General features: G+C 58.1%; 27 protein-coding genes. 25 read left to right on the forward strand and 2 right to left on the reverse strand.

Annotated features, from left to right (window positions below; all coding sequences use genetic code 11):
* Window positions 1-3: 3 nt before the first annotated feature.
* The 23 genes from OQ460_RS05255 (at window position 4) to recX (ending at window position 15,743) form a co-directional block, all read left to right on the forward strand.
* Window positions 4-732 (forward strand): LexA family transcriptional regulator, encoded by a 729-nt coding sequence (locus tag OQ460_RS05255; protein WP_410020821.1) that lies wholly within the window; start codon window positions 4-6, stop codon window positions 730-732.
* A gap of 594 nt (window positions 733-1,326) precedes the next feature.
* Window positions 1,327-1,668, forward strand: a complete 342-nt coding sequence (locus tag OQ460_RS05260; protein ID WP_410020822.1) for a phage holin family protein — start codon at window positions 1,327-1,329, stop codon at window positions 1,666-1,668.
* Window positions 1,669-1,692: 24 nt separating this feature from the next.
* Window positions 1,693-2,217 (forward strand): hypothetical protein, encoded by a 525-nt coding sequence (locus OQ460_RS05265; RefSeq protein ID WP_410020823.1) that lies wholly within the window; start codon window positions 1,693-1,695, stop codon window positions 2,215-2,217.
* Window positions 2,210-2,821 carry a phage baseplate assembly protein V gene (locus tag OQ460_RS05270; RefSeq protein WP_410020824.1) on the forward strand — a complete coding sequence of 204 codons (612 nt, stop codon included), beginning with the start codon at window positions 2,210-2,212 and terminating at the stop codon, window positions 2,819-2,821. The genes OQ460_RS05265 and OQ460_RS05270 overlap by 8 nt, the downstream gene beginning before the upstream one ends.
* A gap of 9 nt (window positions 2,822-2,830) precedes the next feature.
* On the forward strand, window positions 2,831-3,163 hold the full coding sequence (locus OQ460_RS05275) for a phage baseplate protein (RefSeq protein ID WP_410020825.1): 333 nt from the start codon (window positions 2,831-2,833) through the stop codon (window positions 3,161-3,163).
* Window positions 3,160-4,155 (forward strand): baseplate J/gp47 family protein, encoded by a 996-nt coding sequence (locus OQ460_RS05280; protein WP_410020826.1) that lies wholly within the window; start codon window positions 3,160-3,162, stop codon window positions 4,153-4,155. Before OQ460_RS05275 ends, OQ460_RS05280 begins: the two co-directional genes overlap by 4 nt.
* A complete protein-coding gene (locus OQ460_RS05285) occupies window positions 4,152-4,880 on the forward strand; it encodes a phage tail protein I (RefSeq protein ID WP_410020827.1) in 729 nt (242 codons plus the stop codon). Before OQ460_RS05280 ends, OQ460_RS05285 begins: the two co-directional genes overlap by 4 nt.
* Complete coding sequence (locus OQ460_RS05290; RefSeq protein ID WP_410020828.1) at window positions 4,877-5,428, forward strand: hypothetical protein; 552 nt, start codon at window positions 4,877-4,879, stop codon at window positions 5,426-5,428. The genes OQ460_RS05285 and OQ460_RS05290 overlap by 4 nt, the downstream gene beginning before the upstream one ends.
* A 15-nt stretch (window positions 5,429-5,443) precedes the next feature.
* Entirely contained in the window at window positions 5,444-6,073 is a 630-nt protein-coding gene (locus tag OQ460_RS05295) for a hypothetical protein (protein WP_410020829.1), read from the forward strand.
* Window position 6,074: 1 nt separating this feature from the next.
* Window positions 6,075-6,323: a tail fiber assembly protein gene (locus OQ460_RS05300; RefSeq protein WP_410020830.1), complete on the forward strand. Its 249-nt coding sequence runs from the start codon at window positions 6,075-6,077 to the stop codon at window positions 6,321-6,323.
* An 87-nt stretch (window positions 6,324-6,410) separates the two neighbouring features.
* Window positions 6,411-6,614: a hypothetical protein gene (locus OQ460_RS05305; protein WP_410020831.1), complete on the forward strand. Its 204-nt coding sequence runs from the start codon at window positions 6,411-6,413 to the stop codon at window positions 6,612-6,614.
* A gap of 2 nt (window positions 6,615-6,616) precedes the next feature.
* Window positions 6,617-7,783: a phage tail protein gene (locus OQ460_RS05310; protein WP_410020832.1), complete on the forward strand. Its 1,167-nt coding sequence runs from the start codon at window positions 6,617-6,619 to the stop codon at window positions 7,781-7,783.
* Window positions 7,783-8,289 carry a phage major tail tube protein gene (locus tag OQ460_RS05315; RefSeq protein ID WP_410020833.1) on the forward strand — a complete coding sequence of 169 codons (507 nt, stop codon included), beginning with the start codon at window positions 7,783-7,785 and terminating at the stop codon, window positions 8,287-8,289. The genes OQ460_RS05310 and OQ460_RS05315 overlap by 1 nt, the downstream gene beginning before the upstream one ends.
* Before the next feature lie 91 nt (window positions 8,290-8,380).
* Complete coding sequence (locus OQ460_RS05320; protein WP_410020834.1) at window positions 8,381-8,962, forward strand: phage tail assembly protein; 582 nt, start codon at window positions 8,381-8,383, stop codon at window positions 8,960-8,962.
* Window positions 8,963-9,090: 128 nt separating this feature from the next.
* Window positions 9,091-10,839, forward strand: coding sequence for a phage tail tape measure protein (locus OQ460_RS05325; protein ID WP_410020835.1), 1,749 nt, complete (start codon window positions 9,091-9,093; stop codon window positions 10,837-10,839).
* Window positions 10,839-11,222, forward strand: a complete 384-nt coding sequence (locus tag OQ460_RS05330; RefSeq protein WP_410020836.1) for a phage tail protein — start codon at window positions 10,839-10,841, stop codon at window positions 11,220-11,222. Before OQ460_RS05325 ends, OQ460_RS05330 begins: the two co-directional genes overlap by 1 nt.
* Window positions 11,215-11,427, forward strand: a complete 213-nt coding sequence (locus OQ460_RS05335; protein ID WP_410020837.1) for a tail protein X — start codon at window positions 11,215-11,217, stop codon at window positions 11,425-11,427. The genes OQ460_RS05330 and OQ460_RS05335 overlap by 8 nt, the downstream gene beginning before the upstream one ends.
* A gap of 9 nt (window positions 11,428-11,436) precedes the next feature.
* The gene (locus tag OQ460_RS05340; protein ID WP_410020838.1) at window positions 11,437-12,447 is read left to right on the forward strand and encodes a phage late control D family protein; all 1,011 of its coding nucleotides are present in this window, start codon (window positions 11,437-11,439) and stop codon (window positions 12,445-12,447) included.
* Between the two features lie 20 nt (window positions 12,448-12,467).
* On the forward strand, window positions 12,468-13,025 hold the full coding sequence (locus tag OQ460_RS05345) for a glycoside hydrolase family 19 protein (protein ID WP_410020839.1): 558 nt from the start codon (window positions 12,468-12,470) through the stop codon (window positions 13,023-13,025).
* Window positions 13,007-13,543, forward strand: a complete 537-nt coding sequence (locus OQ460_RS05350; protein WP_410020840.1) for a lysis system i-spanin subunit Rz — start codon at window positions 13,007-13,009, stop codon at window positions 13,541-13,543. Before OQ460_RS05345 ends, OQ460_RS05350 begins: the two co-directional genes overlap by 19 nt.
* An 81-nt stretch (window positions 13,544-13,624) precedes the next feature.
* A complete protein-coding gene (locus OQ460_RS05355) occupies window positions 13,625-14,125 on the forward strand; it encodes a CinA family protein (protein WP_410020841.1) in 501 nt (166 codons plus the stop codon).
* Between the two features lie 83 nt (window positions 14,126-14,208).
* Entirely contained in the window at window positions 14,209-15,267 is a 1,059-nt protein-coding gene (recA, locus tag OQ460_RS05360; protein WP_084381341.1) for a recombinase RecA, read from the forward strand.
* Between the two features lie 8 nt (window positions 15,268-15,275).
* Window positions 15,276-15,743, forward strand: a complete 468-nt coding sequence (recX, locus tag OQ460_RS05365; RefSeq protein ID WP_410020842.1) for a recombination regulator RecX — start codon at window positions 15,276-15,278, stop codon at window positions 15,741-15,743.
* Window positions 15,744-15,805: 62 nt separating this feature from the next.
* Here the strand turns inward: recX and OQ460_RS05370 are convergent, their stop codons facing one another.
* Window positions 15,806-16,915, reverse strand: a complete 1,110-nt coding sequence (locus OQ460_RS05370) for an LOG family protein (RefSeq protein WP_410020843.1) — start codon at window positions 16,913-16,915, stop codon at window positions 15,806-15,808.
* Between the two features lie 342 nt (window positions 16,916-17,257).
* The gene (locus OQ460_RS05375; protein ID WP_410020844.1) at window positions 17,258-17,689 is read right to left on the reverse strand and encodes a PA3611 family quorum-sensing-regulated virulence factor; all 432 of its coding nucleotides are present in this window, start codon (window positions 17,687-17,689) and stop codon (window positions 17,258-17,260) included.
* A gap of 211 nt (window positions 17,690-17,900) precedes the next feature.
* Here OQ460_RS05375 and OQ460_RS05380 point away from each other — a divergent pair, with 211 nt between their 5' ends.
* On the forward strand, window positions 17,901-18,611 hold the full coding sequence (locus tag OQ460_RS05380) for a tRNA-uridine aminocarboxypropyltransferase (RefSeq protein ID WP_410020845.1): 711 nt from the start codon (window positions 17,901-17,903) through the stop codon (window positions 18,609-18,611).
* Between the two features lie 254 nt (window positions 18,612-18,865).
* Complete coding sequence (erdR, locus tag OQ460_RS05385; RefSeq protein WP_410020846.1) at window positions 18,866-19,516, forward strand: response regulator transcription factor ErdR; 651 nt, start codon at window positions 18,866-18,868, stop codon at window positions 19,514-19,516.
* Window positions 19,517-19,553 lie beyond the last annotated feature (37 nt).

The raw sequence follows: 19,553 nt of genomic DNA on the forward strand, positions 1-19,553 counted from the left end.
GTTATGCAAAAACGCAATGTTTCTATCGTATTAAGAGAGTTGCTCGATCGCGACGGGATCTCCCCCACGGAGCTTCACCGGCGCACCGGCGTGCCTCAGTCCACATTGTCCCGGATCCTCAACGGCAAGATCGTCGATCCGTCGGACAAGCACATCTCGCGTATTGCCGATTACTTTCGTGTCAGCACCGACCAGTTACGCGGGCGTGCGGCTGCTGTGTGGCAGGACGAGCGTGATCCGATGCATTCGGAACTCAAGGACATAAGCCTGTGGGACGACGATACCCCGGTCAATGATGACGAGGTGTCGATCCCCTTTTTGCGCGAGGTTGAATTGGCTGCTGGATCAGGAAGATTCGTCATCGAGGAAAGCGAGAAGGCCAGCTTGCGTTTCGGCAAGCGCAGCCTGCGTCACAACGGTGTGCAGTTCGACCAGGCCAAATGCGTAACGGTGCGTGGCAACAGTATGCTGCCGGTGCTGCGCGATGGCGCGACGGTGGGCGTCAATGCTGGCAAGAGCGGGATTGGTGACATTGTCGATGGCGACTTGTATGCCATCAATCATAACGGTCAGCTGCGGGTCAAACAGCTCTATCGCCTGCCTACGGGGATTCGTCTGCGTAGCTTTAATCGCGATGAGCACCCGGATGAGGACTACAGCTTCCAGGACATCCAGGAAGAGCAGATCAGCATTCTCGGTCACGTTTTCTGGTGGGGCATGTACGCCCGGTAGCCCCCTCTGTAATAAACCAGCCCGCTCGCAAGCGGGCTTTTTTTCGTCTGCAACACGCCTGCAAGAGACTGACCGCTAAGGGGTTTATGCGTCTGTGCATTCGCCATGTCAAAATAAATGCATTTATGCATTGACTGTATATGCATACATGCATATTCTTTGTCTCAAGCCAGCCGAAAACGCTGGTGAGGGCAGCAAGGATGCTGCCAGGTACGACACGGAAGTCACGCAATACGGCATGGACGCCACCGAGCGGTGGCAAGGACGCCGAGCAATGCCGGCAGGACGCCGACGCTCTTTAGTTTCACGGTTTTACTACAGGCAGCGATGAACCGGCCTTGACGGTTCAGAGGGTTGGCAACTGACCCGGGTGTGCAGCGTAAAGCACCAGAAGCAGTTATCCGGCAGACAGGGATCGTGGTCGGAAAAACATCGAGGAAAGATCCGTACCGCGCCAGTAGCGCCGAAAGATCGAGGACTGCATTACTGAAAAGCCTGGGCAACCGGGCTTTTTGGAATGCTTGCCGACAAGCAACCCATCTATTTATCAAAACACCGGCACCTGCCGGTTTTACTCATTCCAGGAGGCGTGACATGACAAACGAGCAGCAAGCGTTAGCGGAAATGCCTATCTGGCTGGTCATCATATTGGCCCTGATCGGCGCAATTTCAGGAGAAATGTGGCGGGCCGACAAGGAGGGCGCCCGCGGCTGGTCACTGGTACGTCGACTGGCCCTGCGTTCAGGGGCGTGCATGGTGTGCGGGGTGTCGGCGCTGATGTTGCTGTATGCCGCCGGCATGTCGATCTGGACCGCCGGCGCCCTCGGTTGCCTGACCGCGATGGCGGGGGCCGACGTCGCCATCGGCCTCTATGAGCGTTGGGCAGCGAAGCGGATCGGGGTGAACCAGTCACCCGGCTCCCACCCGGACCAATAGTGATTGTCGCAAGGAGGCCACACCATGACACCGATTGAAAAACCTTCAGAGTTGCCGCTTGCCATTGGTCAAGCGCTGCGTGTTGCGCTCCCAGACCTGCAGGTGGGCAGCGCGCAGGATTTCCAGGCGACGAATAAAACCTGTGTAGTGATCACGGTCGAGCGCAATGGTCCAGCAGTGCGCTCCCTGGAGGGGCGCAAGGCCCATGTGTTGTCAGTCTTGCTCAAGGTTATGGTCGGCCAGGGCGCGCAGCCCTTTGAGGCTTGTGATCTGGCAAGTCGGCTGATGGATCTGGTGTTGGACAACCGTTGGAATTTGCCGCCGACCCAGTGCGAGGTGCCGATGAATATTGTCGCAGTGCCATCGACATTGGCCGGGGCTGAAACTGATTACGACGCCTGGACCGTTTCCTTCACGCAAACCCTTTATCTGGGGCCACCGCTGCTTGAGGATCCCACCGGCACGCCTCTTTTCGCTTGTACATGGGAGGTTTCGGACATCGATGATCCCGATCAATACCAGCCGATCGCAGGAGCGACCCATGTTTGACGTGCTGTTACGCATGCAACTGGAACCGATCGTCGAACGCCTGGCGCAGATGGAAACCCAGCTCGAAGACTTGTATCGGCGCGCCGAAAGCTTCTGCCGGATCGGGGTGTGCCAGGAAGTTGATGCGTCGAGCAATACTTGCAAGATCAGTCACGGCGAGTTGCTCACCCCGCCCATTCGCTTTTTCAATCCCAGCGCTGGAGCGCAGACCGAAACACGTATCCCGACCGTCGGCGAACAATGCCTGCTGCTCAACTATGGCGGCGGCGATGGCGGGGCGCAGTCGGTGGCGCTGTTCGGCCTGAACAGTGACCGCTTTCCGCCACTTTCCGGTGTTGCGACGCTTACCCGTCGTCGACAGCAGGACGGCACGCAACTCAGCTACGACGCCGCTGGCCATGTCGTCGACTGGGTTAACGGTCCGACCGCGTTCACCGGCTCGCGCGAACGAGTGGAAATGAGCCTGGGTGCCACCAGTCTGGCCATGACCTGCGAAGCCATCAGCCTGCAAGTCGGTGCAGTCGGCATCGTGCTGGACGCATCTGGCGTTCATTTGAGTGGCCCGCTGGTGGACCATCAGGGTCGAGTCATCAGCACGGCATAAGGATTTGCCATGATCGGTATTGATAGAAACACCGGGGTCGCGGTCGATGACTGGCTGCAATTCGTCCAGCGCGCCACCCGGGCGCTGACCACGCCATTGGGCACCCGGCAAAAACGCCCGCTCTACGGCTCGATGATCCCGCAACTGCTCGGGCGCAACCTGGGGGATGATCTGTTGATTCTCGCCCAAAGCCACGCCGCCCAAGCGTTTTACAACCCACACAACGGCATCGCTGATTTTGCTCCCCAAGTCATTGTCGCCGAGCGGCAGGGAGCCGGTTTGCTGTTGCGTTTTGCCGGTACTTGGAAAAACCGCAAGCAATCCTTCGAGGTGGTGACATGAGTATGTTGATCCCCGGGCAGAATCAGTTGGCGCCTCCTGCAATGGTTGCCGTTGACGAATTCGAGCCGTTATTGGCTGAGTTCAAGGCATTTGTCGTGAGTTACGTGGCCGAGCGTTCGCCGCAAAACGCAGCAAGGCTCAAGGTCAGCCTGGAAAACCAGAGTGAATTGCTGACCCTGGCACTTGAAGCGTTCTGCGTTCGCCTGCAAACCCATGAACGCAAATACAACGCGCGGATTCAGCAGATGCTGTCTTGGTGGGCCACGGGCAGTAACCTTGATGCACGCCTCGCCGATATGGGCCTGCAGCGTCAGGTCCTGGATGCCGGTGATCCTGCAGCGTTCCCGCCTGTCCCGCCGACCCTGGAAAGCGACGATGACGCGCGCCTGCGTTATTACCTGGCACCCCATGCTCCGGCCGCGGGTTCGCGGATGCAGTATCGCCGTGAAGTGTTCACGCTTGGCGGGCGACCAGTGGTGAAAGTGGACAGTGCGGCGCCTGGCGTGGTGACCGTCAGTTATACCTTCGACCCGGATGGCTATGCCGCTCAGGTCAAGGATGGTAACGGCCGACGCACGGCACCTGGTGAAGTAATGGTCACGGTCTTGTCCAGGGTAGGCAATGGAAGGCCGTCGGCGGAACTGCTTGACGGTGTCCGTCGCCATTTCGCACGGCCGGATGTACGGCCCGAAACGGACCGGGTGACAGTGCAGGGTGCGCAAGTACTACCCTACAAGATTCGGGTGATCGCCAAGATCAACGCGGGCCCGGATTCCGGGTTGACTCAGGTGGCAGCCCGGCAACTGCTGCAAACCTATGCCGAATCCTGTCATCGCCTGGAAGGGCGAGTGGATCCAAGCTGGATCGACTACACCATCCACACCGCCGGTGCTGCGCAATTGGAAATTCTCGAACCGCTGCAGCCGATTATCTGCACGGCTTTCCAGGCCCCGTATTGCACGGGGATCGAGGTAGAGGTGCGCACGTTATGAATACTTGCGTACCCAGCCTGCTTCCGGCCAACAGTTCGCCGTTGGAGAAGGCCCTGGACCTGGGTTTTGGGCGCTTGCTCGACCGGGTCGCGCCGCCGTTTGCGCAGTTGATGAGTCCGCTGCAGACACCGGTGGAGTTCCTGCCCTACCTGGCCGTCGACCGTGGAGTCAGCGAATGGAGCGCCGATGCCGACGAGGCCGAAAAGCGTCTCACGGTGATGCTGTCCTGGCAGATCCAACGTCAGGCGGGCACTCCCAAGGCGTTGAGTCATGCCGTCGAATCCCTGGGCTTCACGCCCAATATCATCGCCTGGTACCAACAACAGCCGCAGGCCCAGCCTTACACGTTCGATGTACAGGCAATCATCGGCCGCAGTTGGTCCAGCGGAGACCACAACCGGCTGATTCGGCGCATCAGCGCGGCCAAAAGCGAGCGGGACATCGCCACTATCACGATTGTCCACGAAACCGTAGGCGGCCTGCTGGCGACCGTTGGGGCTGACCCAGGGCTGAGCATCGGTGATGACAGCCAGCCGGGCGCCTTGCCCGACGTAACGTTGCACGGAGCCCTGGCATTGGGCACTGCTGCCCATACCCCGCTGTGCGATGGCGAGCTGTACCTGTGGGGCGCACTGCCTGCATTCGGGCTGGTTGCCCAACTTAACGGTGCCGGGGTTGCCCGTCACTACACCATTAACGACTACGACCTCAGGGCGCAGCCATGACAGATGACATTACGCGCCTGGTGCGCTTCACCTCCAAGGGTTTGGATGAAGTGCTACAGGCAAAGAACCAGGGCTTGAAAGGCGAAATTACCCATATTGGCGCCGGCACCGGCCGTTACAACCCTACTGGCACCGAAACGGCCTTGCGCAATGAGCGCCAACGAGTCGCCATCGTGGATTACGAAGACTTGGGTGCGCGGCAACTCAGAATGGCCGCGCTGTTTGATGGCGAGGCCGAGTATGAGATCGGCGAGTTCGGGTTTTATCTCGCCAGTGGGACCTTGCTGGCGGTGTATTCCGTGGCTGGGAAGTTACTGACGTATAAGGCAGCGGCGGCACGGGTACTGCAAAAGTTTACGCTGGATATTTCGCCATTACCGGCCGATAGCGTGACGATTGTGGTGGGGAGTGAAAATTTGAATGTGCTGTTGGGTGGAGAAGTTGCGGTTCTGGCTACAGCCAATATTGACAATATGGCTCGGCATACCGAGTTGCTGTTTCGCGTGATGTCGCTTGAGTCTGGTAGTAAAGCTATATTGATTAAATAAATAAGGAGTTCAAGGATGAGTCTCGAGACAACGATTGCGTCGCTGGTGACAGCGGCCAATAATTTGACCACTGCGGTAAATGGAAAGATTGGTAGCATTAACTCGACCATGGCGACAGCTCTGGCTCAGTTTAATGAGTGGCGAAACCTAAAGGATGTGGAGGGTGATCCCGCCGCGCTAGGTACAATTCGTCGCAATCTTCTCCAAGGGCATATATATGGAACGGGTGGTACCCACGTGCCATCTGCGAAAGGGGATTTTGTTGCGACAGACCTAGGAAGTGGTGAAAATGTTTTTATACATTTTAAAATTCCACTCAATGTGAATGTAAATTCTGAGATGTTTTGGTTTAATATAAAAGGTTATAGCTATGGTACGGCTAAAATCATCGAGGAAACTCTTGTTGGTTACTGCTATCACCCTGGGCGGAGGCTGCAAAGTGTCTCTACATTTGGCAATATGACACCAGGTATTTATGTGGATGATAATGGGAATATCGTTATGCGAATTCTTGTGCCAAGTATTTATTTCACGACTCTGCGTATAGATACCATGCGGGTAGGGAACGGTAGGCTATTTGCTTTAGGTGATCTAAAGACAAAACTATCGTTGACCGAAACTGTAGTTTTTGGATTGGAGGGTTAACATGTCAACAGACTCTAATACTGAATGGCCGCTGGCTACTCCTCTTCCTGAGGTTGAATGGGCTGCTATTCGCGCGCAGCGCGATCAGTTTCTTCGCGCCACAGATTTTACCCAACTGCCGGATTTTCCCGCGACCGATACGCAACGCAAAGAAGTCGCCGCCTATCGCAAAGTATTACGTGATATCCCCGAGCAGGTTGAGGACCCGTTAGAGATCGTTTGGCCCCTCCTGCCGGCATTCCTGAAGTAAAAAGCTACCGCGAAAGCGGTTTTTTTCGCCTCCCCAAAGCCCCTCCCGCAGGGGCTTTGGCGTTTCTACACCCGGAGAATTTCCCCCATGGCCAACCGCCAAAACTACACCGTCCTAATCCCCTTTCCTACTGGAGGTGGCCACTGGTCCACCGTGGGTCAGGAGCTGGATCTGCTGGACGTCGAAGCATCTGCTCTGCACACCGCCGGCCGCCTGGAACTGACCAGCGAGCTGGGCGCCGTCAAGGACACCACCCAGGCCAAGCAGGCCGTCACCGAGAAGGCTGAATAATCATGGCTGAGGTTTTGAATTTCGAGCATAACGGTATCACCGTCAATGCCACTGAGTCCCCTGAGCCCATGGGCGGCGTGGGTGACAACGTGATCGGTCTGGTCGGTACCGCGCCCAACGCGCATGTATCGATCCCGAAAAATGCCCCGTTTCGTATCAACAGCTTCACCGCCCAGGCGCTGCTGGACCCTAGCGGCGCCGAGGCTGGCACACTGTTTCAGGCGGTGTACCAGATCCTCAAAGTGGTCAAGGTACCGGTGTACGTAGTGATCGTCGAACAGGGCGCAACCCCGGCCGACACCATCAAGAATGTGATTGGCGGCAACCAGGCCGTCACGGGTCGCAAACTGGGCCTGGCTGCCCTGAGCAGTGTTCCCGAGGACCTGACCATCATCGGCGCTCCAGGCTTTACCGGCAGCAAGGCCGTGGCCAGCGAATTCGCTGCTTTTGGCAAGCGCATCAAGGCCCGCGTGGTACTGGATGGCAAGGACGCTGCGGTAGCCGATCAGGTGACTTACAGCGGTGAGCTGGGTGGTGCCGATCTCGGTTTTGACCGCTGCCTGCTGGTGCACAACATGCCGTCGGTGTACTCCAAGGCTGCGAAGAAAAATGTGTTCCTGGCGCCTTCGTCCCTGGCTATCGCCGCATTGGCCAAGGTCAAGCAATGGGAAAGCCCAGGCAATCAGGTGACCTTCGCCGAGGACGTTTCCCGCGTGGTCGAGTACAACATTCTCGATACCTCCACTGAAGGCGACCTGCTCAACCGCTACGGTGTGAGCTATTACGCACGCACTATCCTGGGTGGCTTCTCGCTGTTGGGCAACCGCTCCGTCACTGGCAAGTTCATCAGCTATGTCGGCCTGGAAGATGCCATCAGCCGCAAGCTGGTCAAGGCCGGGCAGAAGGCCATGGCGCATAACCTGACCAAGTCGTTCATGGATCAGGAGGTCAAGCGTATCAACGACTGGCTGCAGACCCTGGTCGCCGATGAAACCATTCCTGGCGGCAGCGTGTACCTGCATCCGGAACTCAATAGTGTCGAGAAATACAAGAACGGTACCTGGTTCATCGTTATCGACTATGGCCGCTACGCGCCGAACGAACACATGGTTTATCAACTCAATGCCCGCGATGAAATCATCGAGCAGTTCCTGGAGGACGTTCTCTAATGTTTACCAACCGAGTCAGACAGGCCATTGCGGCCACCCTCCAAGGCCTGCCGTTGTCCGCAACCGTGGAAGAATTCACCCCGCCGAAGATCGAGTTCGACATGGAAGCCATGTCCGGCGGACGTTTCATCGCCGAGGAAATGGCCAAGAGCGGCAAGGTGCTCGGTGCGACCCTGGTGTTGCAGGGCGCCGGTCCGGAAATCATGTTGGCCCTGGGTGTCAGGGCGGGTGAAGATATCCTGCTGAACGTTCGTGAGGCGGGTCAGGACCAGGACGGCAAGACTTTCTTCACCTACCACACCGTCGGCGGCAAGCTCAAATCCCTGACCGAGGCCAAGTTGAAAATGGGCGATAAGGCCACCACCACCCTGGAGCTCTCCTGCCGCACCTACAATCGCCTGGACAATGGTGTGCCGGTGATCGACATCGACGTGCGCACGCAAAAGTTCATGCTCAACGGCGTCGACATTCTCGGTGACGCCCGGCGTGCGGTGCTGATGCCGTAAGGCTGTCGCAGGTCCGGTGCGGGCGCCGTCAACGTGGTTGCCCGCCTGGGTTTGCGGTTTTTTCAGATGCATTTATCAAGGAACTGACCTTATGGCCTGGATGCCTGCGCTTCATGTTCTGTTGTCCCCGATCACTGCCGACAGCGGCGCCACGATCACGCAGATTCAACTCAAACCGCTGTTCTACGCTCCGCAAAAAGAAGCCCTGGCTCGCGCTGGTGACGATGAAGATGACCAGTTCTTCGAACTGGCGAAACTCGCCACGGGATTGTCGGAAAAGGAGCTCGACCAGCTCAAGCGTCCGGACTACGTGAGTATTGCCCAATACGTACACGACATGTCGACGCGCCCGGCTTCGTTCTTCCTGCAAGACTCCGGCGCACCGCGTGAGTCCCTGACCCGCGAGCAGGTGCAACTGCTGCTGCCCCTCGAAGTCGCTGGTCGCACGTTGACCGAAGTGACCCTGGAAATGCCCGCGCTGCGCGCCACCAAAGTCATGAAAAAGCTCACCACGGCCAAGGAGCGCGCCGAGTTCATCACCTCCCATTGCAGTGGGCTGATGATCCCCGATCTTGCTGGCTTGAGCGTGCCCGACTGGACCGAGCTGCAGGAGCGCATCGACGATTTTTTAAACCAGCCGGCGGCATTCTTTCGGAGCGCGACATCGACGTAATTCTCGATGTCGTGCCGTTGATTTACTCAGTCAGCGAAGCGGAGATCCTTGATTGGGACGCCGGCAAAGCATTGCGCCGCTACGATATCGCGATCGCTCGCCTTGGCGTCAAACAGGAGTAGAGCGGGATGCAAGAGAATTATTCGCTGACCTACGTTGCGGCCAGGGATGGCCGGCTCGGCAGTGGCGGGAATGCCGATATCAACCACATGGGCTTGTCACAACCCCTTACGGGGGGCTCGGTTCTTGACGAGGTTCAGCCAGCGTCTTCGGGGTTGGACCTGAAGAATGCAGGGCTCGAACTGAGTGGATTGATGCTGTCCCTTGGGCTGCTGCGCGGCCACCTGGATACGCTCAATACGCGCCTGTCATTGCTTGACGCATTTGATGCCCGTCTTGTCAAAACCGATGAGCGTGCCGACAGCAGGCCTGCCGACGAGCAGAAGGGCAAAGCCAGCGAGTCGCCGGTCGTCACCCTGGACTTGCGGCTGACCCGCGAAGCCATGATGCGGGGTGATAGCCCTATTTTCGATGCGGCAGGTACGCTTCGGTACTCAGGTACCCAGCTTTCCTACGCCAGGGGCGACTCCGAGGCTTCCGAGTCGTCGATTCAGGTTAAACGAGAGGAGTACAGCGAGAGCAAGGCGCGTCTATCCGGGACCCTGGAACCTGCTTCGGTGTTACTGGAAGAGCGCTGGCTGGGTACCAAGACGTTTTTGACCGACGCTATCAACGACCTCGCAAGTCATTCGCCAACTGCGGCCGACGCGGTCAAAACCGCTGGCGCGGCGGTCGCCACCCCGGCGGCGTGGGTTGCCGGCGAAGCTGTTTCCGGGCTGTGGGACACGATCAAATCGCGGGTCTCGGGCAACCTTATTGATATGGCCGCCGCCAAGTTGCCCAAGCCGTTCGGCGATCTGCTCAGTGATAAAGGCAAGGATAAATCGTGTTGCTGCCCGGACGACACCCGGCGTAGCGCGCTGGATGCCCCTGCGGCGCGGCTGCCCGAGAGCGTTGGCGACACCGTCAGGAAGAAAGGCCGGGCGCGTTATCCTGGCAAGATGCAGCCCCGGCGCGTCGGGTTGCCCAAACCGAACAATCCGCTTCAATCGAGGCCGCCTGCCCGGGCTGCGAAGACGCTACGCAGTGGCAAGCGGCCCGATCTGAATCTGCATCAACGCGCAGAACAGTCCGAGCGTACATCTGTGCTCAATATCAAGGGCGAGCCGTTGCGGGCGTTTTCGAATAAGGGCGCTGCCCAGCCTCAGGGCTCCTTGCCGGGCAATACATTCGCTCCTTCCACCGCGCTCCCCGCCAGCAAAGTCGCCTCTCTTCCTGGAGCAAAGGGGCTGGCTGCCGGGTTGTCGGGGGCAATCATCCGCCTGGAATCGGTTGCGACGCAGCGGCTTGCTCCATTGCGGATCGCTACGGCGACGATGGAGGCCGTGCAGGGCGTACGCGACGGCGACCTGCGTGCCGTCGGTACCGGCGTCGGTACGGCCGGTGGCGCCTGGGCGGGTGCGTCTGCCGGTGCGGCGCTTGGCACGTTGATTTTTCCTGGTGTGGGTACCGCAGTGGGCGGTGCGCTGGGTGGGTTGCTGGGCAGCGAAGCGGGTGCGTGGATGGGCGACAAGTTCGGCGGCCTGGTTGATCGTCTGCGCTCGCCTGAAGAGGTCGGTACGCAGCTGACGAGCGCACCTGCCGATAATCGACAGATCAGCTTCGCGCCCGTGATCCAGATCAGCGGGCAGGCCGCGGCCAGCGCCCAGGAGTTGGCGAACCTAGTGATTCAAACCCTGCAGAACCAATGTATGCCGATGCTGACCGATTCACTGGCGGTCCGGCGCAATGTGGCTCTGACCGATGGAGGTGATTAATGCGGCAGCAGATGGTGTTGGGCAGTTTCATTTTCGGGCTGTCCCGAGGCTTTGCCTATTCCACGCTCCAGCGCAGCAGTGATGGAGGCTGGGCCAATCTGGAGATTGTCGCCAGCAAACCCCAATCGCGACAGAACGGTCAGAAACTGGAAAAACTGACCTTCAGTGGCAGCGCCATGTCGGCGGTGGGCATGCAGCGGCTGGATGAGCTGCGCGCCCTGCTGGATGCGTGCGCACCTCTGCCGCTGGTGGATGGCATCGGCCGCAACTGGGGGCTGTGGCGCATCGTCACGGTGTCGGAGAACCAGTCCAATGTGATTGATGACGGCACCGCCATGCTGATCAAGTGGACCATGGTGCTGGAGGAGTTTGTTAATGCGTAGAGTTCGAAGTATTGCTGGTGACTCAGTCAACCTGCTGCTCTACCGCGAGTTGGGCCGTTGTGATGATGACGCCGAGGAAATGCTCTGGCGCTTGAACCCAGGGCTCGCGGAACACGGCCCGCTGTTGCCGGTGGGCATCTGGGTGATTGTGCCTGAAATGGAGTCACGGCCCGGCGCCACACGTCCGGTTTTGGCCTGGGATTAAGGAGGTGGTATGGCAATGGGATTTACTCCGATCGTAGAAATCTATGGGGCCAATGCAGCGTTGATCAATCCACGGTTGATGCAATGGAAGCACACCGACGCGGCCGGGATCGAATCCGACCGATTGGAGTTGACGATCAATATCGAGGGGCTGGAAGGCTTGCCAAGCCTGGGCGGTAAAATCGGCTTGCGAGTGGGTTACCTGGAGTCGGGCTTGGTGGAAAAAGGCCAGTTCGTCATCACTCAAAGAACGCCCTATCTGTTTCCCATGCGCCTGGCTATTGTCGCGACAGCGGCGCCGTTCAGCGTGACCGATCAAAGCGGTTACCGGCAGCGCCGCTCCGCCAGCCACGGGCCCACCACCCTGGGCACCTTGTTTCGCCAACTGGCGATACGGCATGGTTTTTCGCCCCGCGTTGCACCGGCCCTGGACGGGATCTTGATCCATCATGTTGACCAGTCCAACGAGACCGACATGGGGTTTATCACTCGGCTCGCCAAACGTTACAACGCGGTGACCAAGCCGATCAATGAACTCTATGTGCTGGCCGAAAGTGGGCAGGTCAAGTCGCTATCGGGGCAGCAATTACCGGACGCGCGGCTGTCGATAACCGAAGATAACCGCCCCGGCGAACAGGCGTTTACCACCGCCAGAATCGATGAGGCAGCCAGGGCCAAATACCAGGGTTGCCGTGTCAGTTGGTGGGATGCGGCGGCCTCTCGCCAGCGTGTAGTCGAGGTTGGTATCGCGCCTTTCAAGACTTTGCGCCAACGTTGTCAGAATGAGGATGAAGCGCGTGATGTGGCCGAGGGCGAGTTGCGTCGCGTGGGGCGTGAGGGGCTGACGATAGCGATTGATTGCCCTGGCAACCCGTTGTTGTCCGCAGAGGGACTGTTGCTGCTGGATGAAACCTGGCCGGGGTATATGCAGGGGCGGTGGTCGATAGACAAAGTGACGCATTCCGGCGAGCCGTCGGCAGGCTATCGCAGTTCGATCATGGCCAGTGGATTGGCTTCTTGAATGGATGGAGGTTGAGGGTGATGACACTTGCGCAACTTCAACAGATTCTACCCAACGCCCGCTCTCAAGCGGGCGTTTTCATATCCGCGCTGAACGCGGCGATGCTTCGTCATCAAATCACGACCACCCCACGCATGGCTGCCTTCATCGCCCAGATCGGTCACGAGTCCGGCGAGTTGCGTTATGTGCGTGAACTGGGCAGCGACCACTACCTCAGCAAATATGACACCGGCAGCTTGGCCGCACGTTTGGGCAATAGCCCCGACGCCGATGGTGATGGCCAGAAGTATCGCGGCCGCGGCCTGATTCAGATCACTGGTCGGCACAATTACCGAGTGTGCAGCCAGGGGCTGTTTGCCGATGATCGTTTGCTGTTTTTCCCGGAATTGCTGGAGCAGCCGCAATGGGCTGCCGAGTCCGCCGCCTGGTTCTGGAAAAGCAATGGTTTGAATGAGTTGGCCGACAAACACCGCTTTACCACGATCACCCGTCGTATCAACGGCGGGATCAATGGCCTGGAGCACCGGCTGCAATTGTGGGAGCGGGCGAGGGTGGTGCTGTGCGTTTCTTCGAGCTGATTTCGGCGCCTTGCCGGTTGATGGGCTTGCTCCTGCTGCTAGCCAGCGTGGCCGGCGGTTCGTTTGCGTCAGCCTGGCGAGTTCAAGCCTGGCGCTATGAGGCCCTGCTTGAACATCAGGTAGCGTTGCAGATGGACCTGCTCAATCAGCAAAGCCAGGCGGCATTGCGTCGACAACTGGCCGAGCAGCAAAAGCGCCTTGCCCTTGAGCGGCTACTGAGTGCCAATGACCAACAACATGTCCGGGAGTTAAGCGATGCACAACGTGATCAAGGGCGCTTGCGTGATCGCCTGGCCACTGCTGATGTGCGCTTGTCAGTCCTTCTCGACGCCAGCGATCCCGCAAGGAACTGCCCGATGCGAGCCGCCACCGCCGCCGGCAGCGTGGTTCATGCTGCCCATAGCGCCCGACTTGACCCGACGCATGCTCAACGAATTATCGGCATCACCGACAGCGGCGACGATGGATTGATTGCACTGCGGGCATGCCAGGCCTATGTGCGTGCAATCGCTCGTTAGAATCTTGATCCAGTCTGTCACTTGCACCTGCAATTGCCTCCTGTAGGGTAGGCGGATGTCCGTCCACTTCTGGAGATGACCGTGAAGGAAATTACCCAACTCGCCGCTGAGCTCGGTCGGCGTTTGCAGGTGCTCAATGCCCATGTCACCACGGCCGAGTCCTGTACCGGTGGAGGGATCGCCGAAGCGATCACACGGATTCCGGGGAGCTCTGCCTGGTTTGAGGCGGGTTATGTCACGTATTCAAATCGACAGAAAACACTCCAGCTCAATGTGCCCCAAGCAGTGCTTGCCAAGGTCGGAGCCGTGAGCCGTGAAGTAGTCGAAGCCATGGCCAGGGGCGCCCAGGAAAAAAGCCGGGCGCGGTTTTCCGTGGCGGTCAGTGGCGTCGCGGGGCCGGATGGAGGTTCCCCGGATAAACCTGTGGGCACGGTTTGGCTGGCCTGGGGGGTTGGCGAGGAGGTCAGTGCCGAGCTTGAACACTTCGTCGGCGACCGTGATGAAGTGCGCCGACAAACGGTAAAAGCTGCACTGGATGGGTTATTGCGACGAGCTGCAGCAGAAATAGGAAAACAGGGGTAGGCGATCCCGGATCTTTGTGGAACAATACTGTCTACTTATACAGGTGTTGGCCGTCAGGCCTTATTGATTACGTGAGGACTTTAATGGACGACAACAAGAAGAAAGCCTTGGCTGCGGCCCTGGGTCAGATCGAACGTCAATTCGGCAAGGGTGCCGTAATGCGTATGGGCGATCACGACCGTCAGGCGATCCCGGCTATCTCCACAGGCTCTCTGGGTCTGGATATCGCACTCGGCATTGGCGGCCTGCCTAAAGGCCGTATTGTTGAAATCTACGGCCCTGAATCTTCCGGTAAAACTACCCTGACCCTGTCGGTGATCGCGCAGGCACAGAAGATGGGCGCCACCTGTGCGTTCGTCGATGCCGAGCACGCGCTGGATCCTGAATATGCCGGCAAGCTAGGCGTCAACGTTGACGACCTGCTGGTTTCGCAGCCAGACACTGGTGAGCAGGCCCTGGAAATCACCGACATGCTGGTCCGCTCCAATGCCATCGACGTGATCGTTGTCGACTCCGTGGCCGCGCTGGTGCCAAAAGCGGAAATCGAAGGCGAAATGGGCGACATGCATGTTGGCCTGCAAGCCCGTCTGATGTCCCAGGCGCTACGTAAAATCACCGGTAACATCAAGAATGCCAACTGCCTGGTAATCTTCATCAACCAGATCCGGATGAAAATCGGCGTGATGTTCGGCAGCCCGGAAACCACCACCGGTGGTAATGCGCTGAAGTTCTACGCTTCGGTCCGTCTGGACATCCGCCGTACCGGCGCGGTGAAGGAAGGCGACGAGGTGGTGGGGAGCGAAACCCGTGTCAAGGTTGTGAAGAACAAAGTGGCTCCGCCTTTCCGTCAGGCGGAGTTCCAGATTCTCTACGGCAAGGGAATCTATCTGAATGGCGAGATGATCGATCTGGGTGTGGTGCATGGCTTCGTCGAGAAGTCCGGTGCCTGGTATGCCTACAACGGCAGCAAGATCGGGCAGGGCAAAGCCAACTCGGCCAAGTTCCTGCAAGACAACCCAGATATTGCAGCCGCCCTCGAGAAGCAGATTCGCGACAAGCTGCTGACTGCAGCGCCAGACGTCAAGGCAGCGGCCAACCGTGAACCTGTTGACGATATGGCTGAAGCAGACGCTGATATCTGAGTCAAACGATGACGGTTGTACTGGATACGCTTGTTGCCGTAAGGCGTACTGCAATGGACTTGCTCGCGCGACGCGAGCATGGCCGAGTCGAGCTGACGCGCAAATTACGTCAGCGCGGTGCTTGCCCCGAGATGATTGATACGGCCCTAGACCGTTTGACGGAGGAAGGGCTGCTGTCAGAGTCCCGATACCTCGAAAGCTTTGTTTCATACCGCGCACGCTCTGGCTATGGCCCGGCTCGAATTCGTGAAGAGCTGAGCCAGCGAGGGTTGCAGCGTGCTGATATCGATCTTGCCTTGCGTGAGTGTGGTATCAGTTGGCAAGCACAGCTGGAAGATATCTGGCGTCGCAAGTTTGGCGGCCATCTGCCTATCGATGTTCGAGAGCGTGCCAAGCAGGGGCGCTTTTTGAGTTATCGAGGGTTCTCGATGGAGATGATCAGTCGCTTGCTGAGCGGCCGGGAGCTGGATGATTGAGCTGTTAGCCGTTTTACAAAAAAAGGCCCGCTATGAAAATAGCGGGCTTTTTTACGTCTGGGTTATGCCGTTTCTGTCGCTCGTAACTGAGTCTTTCCTTGGGCTTTGGCCCAGTTTTCCGGCAAGTTGATGTAGTCCACCAGCTCGCGCAACCGACCCTGATTGCGACCGTTGAAGTTGAACACCAGCCGCGTCAGGTGGCTGAAGTGAGGTGCATCGTGCTCTTCCCCGGCGTAGGCGAGTTGATGGAAATCATCACTGAGTCGCAGGTCTGCGAAGGCGGTCTGCATATGCGCCAATGCGCGATCACTGAGTGGGTGATTCATGCGGACCACGAACTGGCGCTTCAGCCAACGGGTTGAGTGGAAGTTGGCATAAAACTGGTTGATTTCATTTACCGCGTCCTCGGCGCTGTACACCAGGCGCAGCAACTTCAGGTCAGCAGGCAAAATGTAGTGGTTGGCTTCCAGCTGATTGCGAATAAAGTCCAGAGCGCCCTGCCAGAAGCTGCCACCCGGCGCATCCAGTAGCACTACCGGAACTAGCGGGCTTTTGCCGGTTTGGATCAAGGTCAGGACTTCCATTGCCTCATCCAGGGTGCCGAAGCCTCCAGGGCACAACACCAAGCCGTCGGCTTCCTTGACGAAAAACAGCTTGCGGGTAAAGAAGAAGTGGAAGGAAAGCAGGTTTTCCGTGCCATCGATGGTCGGGTTGGCGTGCTGCTCGAAGGGGAGGGTGATATTAAATCCCAGGCTGTGCTCCAGGCCGGCACCTTCGTGGGCTGCAGCCATAATTCCGCCGCCGCCGCCGGTAATCACCATCAGGTCTGAGCGAGCGAGGGCGGCTCCGGTTTCCCGGGCCAACGCATAGAGTGGGCTTTCTACCGGCGTACGCGCCGAGCCGAACACGGTGACTTTTCGCCGGCCTTTAAACTGCTCCAGCACGCGGAAGGCATGGTCCAACTCGTGTATTGCCTTCAGGGTAATCTTGGCATTCCAGCGGTCGCGGTCGTCATGAGCCATACGTAGTACGGTAAGAATCATGTCGCGATAAAGAGGGATATTCGGACTACTGGGAGCGATCAGGTTGAGTTGTGCTTCGATCTGCTGGTTGAGATCAGTTCCCTTCTCTTGGAAATGACGGAGCAGGAGATCATTTGGTTGGTCAGGCATTCAACTTCTCCTTCTTCACAGAGCCTTGGGTGGCGACGAGAGATTCATCGGCATCTTCGACACTCATGTGTCGCTGCATGCCGCAGCTCGTAGCCGGGCATTGCATAGGTTTCGTCGAGCCTCTGGCTGTCGAGGCGGACGAACTCGGCTCTGTATGTTCCTTGTGATTTAAACTTTTGCACTGCAAGTCTGTGAGGACAAGCCTCTTGTGCCCTGGGGATGTTACAGGGTGACTTGATCATGAGCCTATAAACTCTTGCGTGGCAATTGCTTGTTGAGGGCTGATGACGTTTTGCAGGAAGGGCTGCAGCGCCACTGATCAGCGGCGCGCGGGGGAAACGTTTACTTTTTCTTCTTCACGGGTGCCGGGCAATCAGACTCCTGGAACTTGACCGACGCGACTGGACGATTGGTCTTGTTCTCAGTGATTTCATAACGCATCACTGCACCTTTGGCCATCAACTCGCGATAGCCCTTGTTCAGACAGACACTTTGGCCCAGCTGGAAATACACAGCCTTGGGATTGGCGCGCATTTGTTCTGCACGGTCGGGCATGACACTCAGATGGTCAATCAACTGCATGCCTTCGACGGTGTAGGCCACTTCCAGGGTTTTTTCATCGATTTCCCTGGGCAGGTCTTTATTACTTTCCGCCGCCACGCTTTGCAGCTTCTTGTTCATTTGCAGCTCCAGCAAGGAGGCTGCCTGGGCGCCCAAAGGCAAAACCAGCGCCAGGGCAGTTGGGGCGGCAAGACGCAACATAAGACGCAGCATGAAAATCTCCTGATTCGGTTACTGGTCCATAGACCCGCCACTGCGCTGTGCGTTCAGTGGCGCGCGATTATAGGTGACCCTGGGGCGCTACAGCCAGGCGTATCGGCGGTAAGTGCGGGTACGTGCAGGTTGCTCTGGTAAACTGCAGCGACTTTTGCCTTTCCAGAGTTCTGTCTGTGTCAGTTTTCATCTTTTTGCAGCGGCGCACCCGATGAGCCACGCGGTCTCCCGTTTACGCGCCCGGCGTCTGGCCCGCGCTATCAAGCCCTTTGTCGCTCGCGGGTCTCGTGCCGAGCGCTGTGCAGGATGCCGGGTCATTCCTGAATATTGCCTGTGCGCCTGGCGCCCCAACGTCCAGGCCAACTCCGCAGTGTGCCTGCTGATGCATGATGTCGAGCCGATGAAACCCAGTAATACCGGGTGGCTGATTGCCGATGTGATTGGTGACACCACCGCGTTTGCCTGGTCGCGGACTGAAGTCGACCCTCAGTTGCTGACTTTGTTGGCCGACCCGCAGTGGCAGCCTTACATCGTCTTTCCCGGTGAGTTTGTCGCGCCAGAGCGAGTGGTCAGCGAGGTCGTTCTTGGGCAGGGCAAGCGCCCGCTGTTTATCCTGCTGGATGGCACCTGGAGCGAGGCGCGCAAGATGTTTCGCAAGAGTCCGTACCTTGAACACTTGCCTGTACTCAGTCTGGCGCCTGAACAACTGTCCCGATATAAGCTGCGCCGCTCCAAGCGCGACGATCATTTCTGCACCGCCGAAGTAGCGGCCCTTTGCCTGGAGCTGGCCAATGACCAGCCGGCCAGTGAAGTATTGGATGCGTATTTGGATGTTTTCAGCACCCATTACCTGGCGGCTAAATTCCTGCTACCCCTGGACCCGGGCGACGAAGCCCACCTGCGCCTGGCGCCTTATCTATAGTGCATATGACCAGACGACGTTTGCATGATGGCACTGTCACCGCGGGCTCGCTAAACTCCGCCCGGGCGTAACGCTTGACCGCCCAGGCCGTGCTGGGCATGCTTGGCGCCGATTAGGGCGCCGTCGCAAATTGAGACGTCTTTTTTGCGCTTTATAGTGAACGTGCTCTTCGGTGACAGCATCCTGGCTGGCACCTTGTACGTTGGGAGTACCGACCGCGTAGGTGCTCCCATAAAAACAGGATCATTTAATAAATGGCCACATACGAAATCCTGATTGCCGATGACCATCCCCTGTTTCGTAGCGCTTTGCACCAGGCGGTCACGCTTGGCTTGGGGCCGGATGTTCGACTGGTTGAAGCCGCGAGCATCGCCGAACTGGAAGCCCGGCTCAGTGAAAAATCCGATTGGGACCTAGTGTTGCTGGACCTGAACATGCCCGGTGCCTATGGGTTCTCAGGTCTGGTGCTGTTGCGTGGGCAATACCCTCAGATCCCGGTGGTGATGGTTTCAGCCCAGGAAGAGGCCGCTGTGGTGGTACGCTCCAAGGAGTTCGGTGCCAGCGGTTTCATTCCAAAATCCAGCTCCATGGAAGATATCCAGAAAGCGGTGCGTACAGTGCTGGACGGCGATGTTTCCTGGCCGCCACAGGCATTTGAAGAGATCAACGTCTCCGACGAAGCCAAGGCTGCGCGGGATGGTTTGGCAAGCCTGACGCCCCAGCAGTTCCGCGTGCTGACCATGGTCTGTGAAGGGTTGTTGAACAAGCAGATTGCCTATGAGCTGAGTGTGTCAGAAGCGACGATCAAGGCCCATGTGACTGCTATTTTCCGCAAGCTAGGGGTACGCACACGTACTCAGGCCGCATTGCTCCTACAGCAGCTCGAGTCAATTTCGCACCAATAAGACGGTATGGATTCACGTTTTTTTGACTGCGGTTACT

The organism is Pseudomonas imrae, from assembly GCF_046352735.2.
Classification (GTDB): domain Bacteria; phylum Pseudomonadota; class Gammaproteobacteria; order Pseudomonadales; family Pseudomonadaceae; genus Aquipseudomonas; species Aquipseudomonas imrae.

Coding starts and splice junctions, on each gene's coding strand:
- OQ460_RS05255 (WP_410020821.1), top strand. CDS start 4: ATGCAAAAACGCAATGTTTCTATCGTATTAAGAGAGTTGCTCGATCGC.
- OQ460_RS05260 (WP_410020822.1), top strand. CDS start 1,327: ATGACAAACGAGCAGCAAGCGTTAGCGGAAATGCCTATCTGGCTGGTC.
- OQ460_RS05265 (WP_410020823.1), top strand. CDS start 1,693: ATGACACCGATTGAAAAACCTTCAGAGTTGCCGCTTGCCATTGGTCAA.
- OQ460_RS05270 (WP_410020824.1), top strand. CDS start 2,210: ATGTTTGACGTGCTGTTACGCATGCAACTGGAACCGATCGTCGAACGC.
- OQ460_RS05275 (WP_410020825.1), top strand. CDS start 2,831: ATGATCGGTATTGATAGAAACACCGGGGTCGCGGTCGATGACTGGCTG.
- OQ460_RS05280 (WP_410020826.1), top strand. CDS start 3,160: ATGAGTATGTTGATCCCCGGGCAGAATCAGTTGGCGCCTCCTGCAATG.
- OQ460_RS05285 (WP_410020827.1), top strand. CDS start 4,152: ATGAATACTTGCGTACCCAGCCTGCTTCCGGCCAACAGTTCGCCGTTG.
- OQ460_RS05290 (WP_410020828.1), top strand. CDS start 4,877: ATGACAGATGACATTACGCGCCTGGTGCGCTTCACCTCCAAGGGTTTG.
- OQ460_RS05295 (WP_410020829.1), top strand. CDS start 5,444: ATGAGTCTCGAGACAACGATTGCGTCGCTGGTGACAGCGGCCAATAAT.
- OQ460_RS05300 (WP_410020830.1), top strand. CDS start 6,075: ATGTCAACAGACTCTAATACTGAATGGCCGCTGGCTACTCCTCTTCCT.
- OQ460_RS05305 (WP_410020831.1), top strand. CDS start 6,411: ATGGCCAACCGCCAAAACTACACCGTCCTAATCCCCTTTCCTACTGGA.
- OQ460_RS05310 (WP_410020832.1), top strand. CDS start 6,617: ATGGCTGAGGTTTTGAATTTCGAGCATAACGGTATCACCGTCAATGCC.
- OQ460_RS05315 (WP_410020833.1), top strand. CDS start 7,783: ATGTTTACCAACCGAGTCAGACAGGCCATTGCGGCCACCCTCCAAGGC.
- OQ460_RS05320 (WP_410020834.1), top strand. CDS start 8,381: ATGGCCTGGATGCCTGCGCTTCATGTTCTGTTGTCCCCGATCACTGCC.
- OQ460_RS05325 (WP_410020835.1), top strand. CDS start 9,091: ATGCAAGAGAATTATTCGCTGACCTACGTTGCGGCCAGGGATGGCCGG.
- OQ460_RS05330 (WP_410020836.1), top strand. CDS start 10,839: ATGCGGCAGCAGATGGTGTTGGGCAGTTTCATTTTCGGGCTGTCCCGA.
- OQ460_RS05335 (WP_410020837.1), top strand. CDS start 11,215: ATGCGTAGAGTTCGAAGTATTGCTGGTGACTCAGTCAACCTGCTGCTC.
- OQ460_RS05340 (WP_410020838.1), top strand. CDS start 11,437: ATGGCAATGGGATTTACTCCGATCGTAGAAATCTATGGGGCCAATGCA.
- OQ460_RS05345 (WP_410020839.1), top strand. CDS start 12,468: ATGACACTTGCGCAACTTCAACAGATTCTACCCAACGCCCGCTCTCAA.
- recA (WP_084381341.1), top strand. CDS start 14,209: ATGGACGACAACAAGAAGAAAGCCTTGGCTGCGGCCCTGGGTCAGATC.
- recX (WP_410020842.1), top strand. CDS start 15,276: ATGACGGTTGTACTGGATACGCTTGTTGCCGTAAGGCGTACTGCAATG.
- OQ460_RS05370 (WP_410020843.1), bottom strand. CDS start 16,915: ATGCCTGACCAACCAAATGATCTCCTGCTCCGTCATTTCCAAGAGAAG.
- OQ460_RS05375 (WP_410020844.1), bottom strand. CDS start 17,689: ATGCTGCGTCTTATGTTGCGTCTTGCCGCCCCAACTGCCCTGGCGCTG.
- OQ460_RS05380 (WP_410020845.1), top strand. CDS start 17,901: ATGAGCCACGCGGTCTCCCGTTTACGCGCCCGGCGTCTGGCCCGCGCT.
- erdR (WP_410020846.1), top strand. CDS start 18,866: ATGGCCACATACGAAATCCTGATTGCCGATGACCATCCCCTGTTTCGT.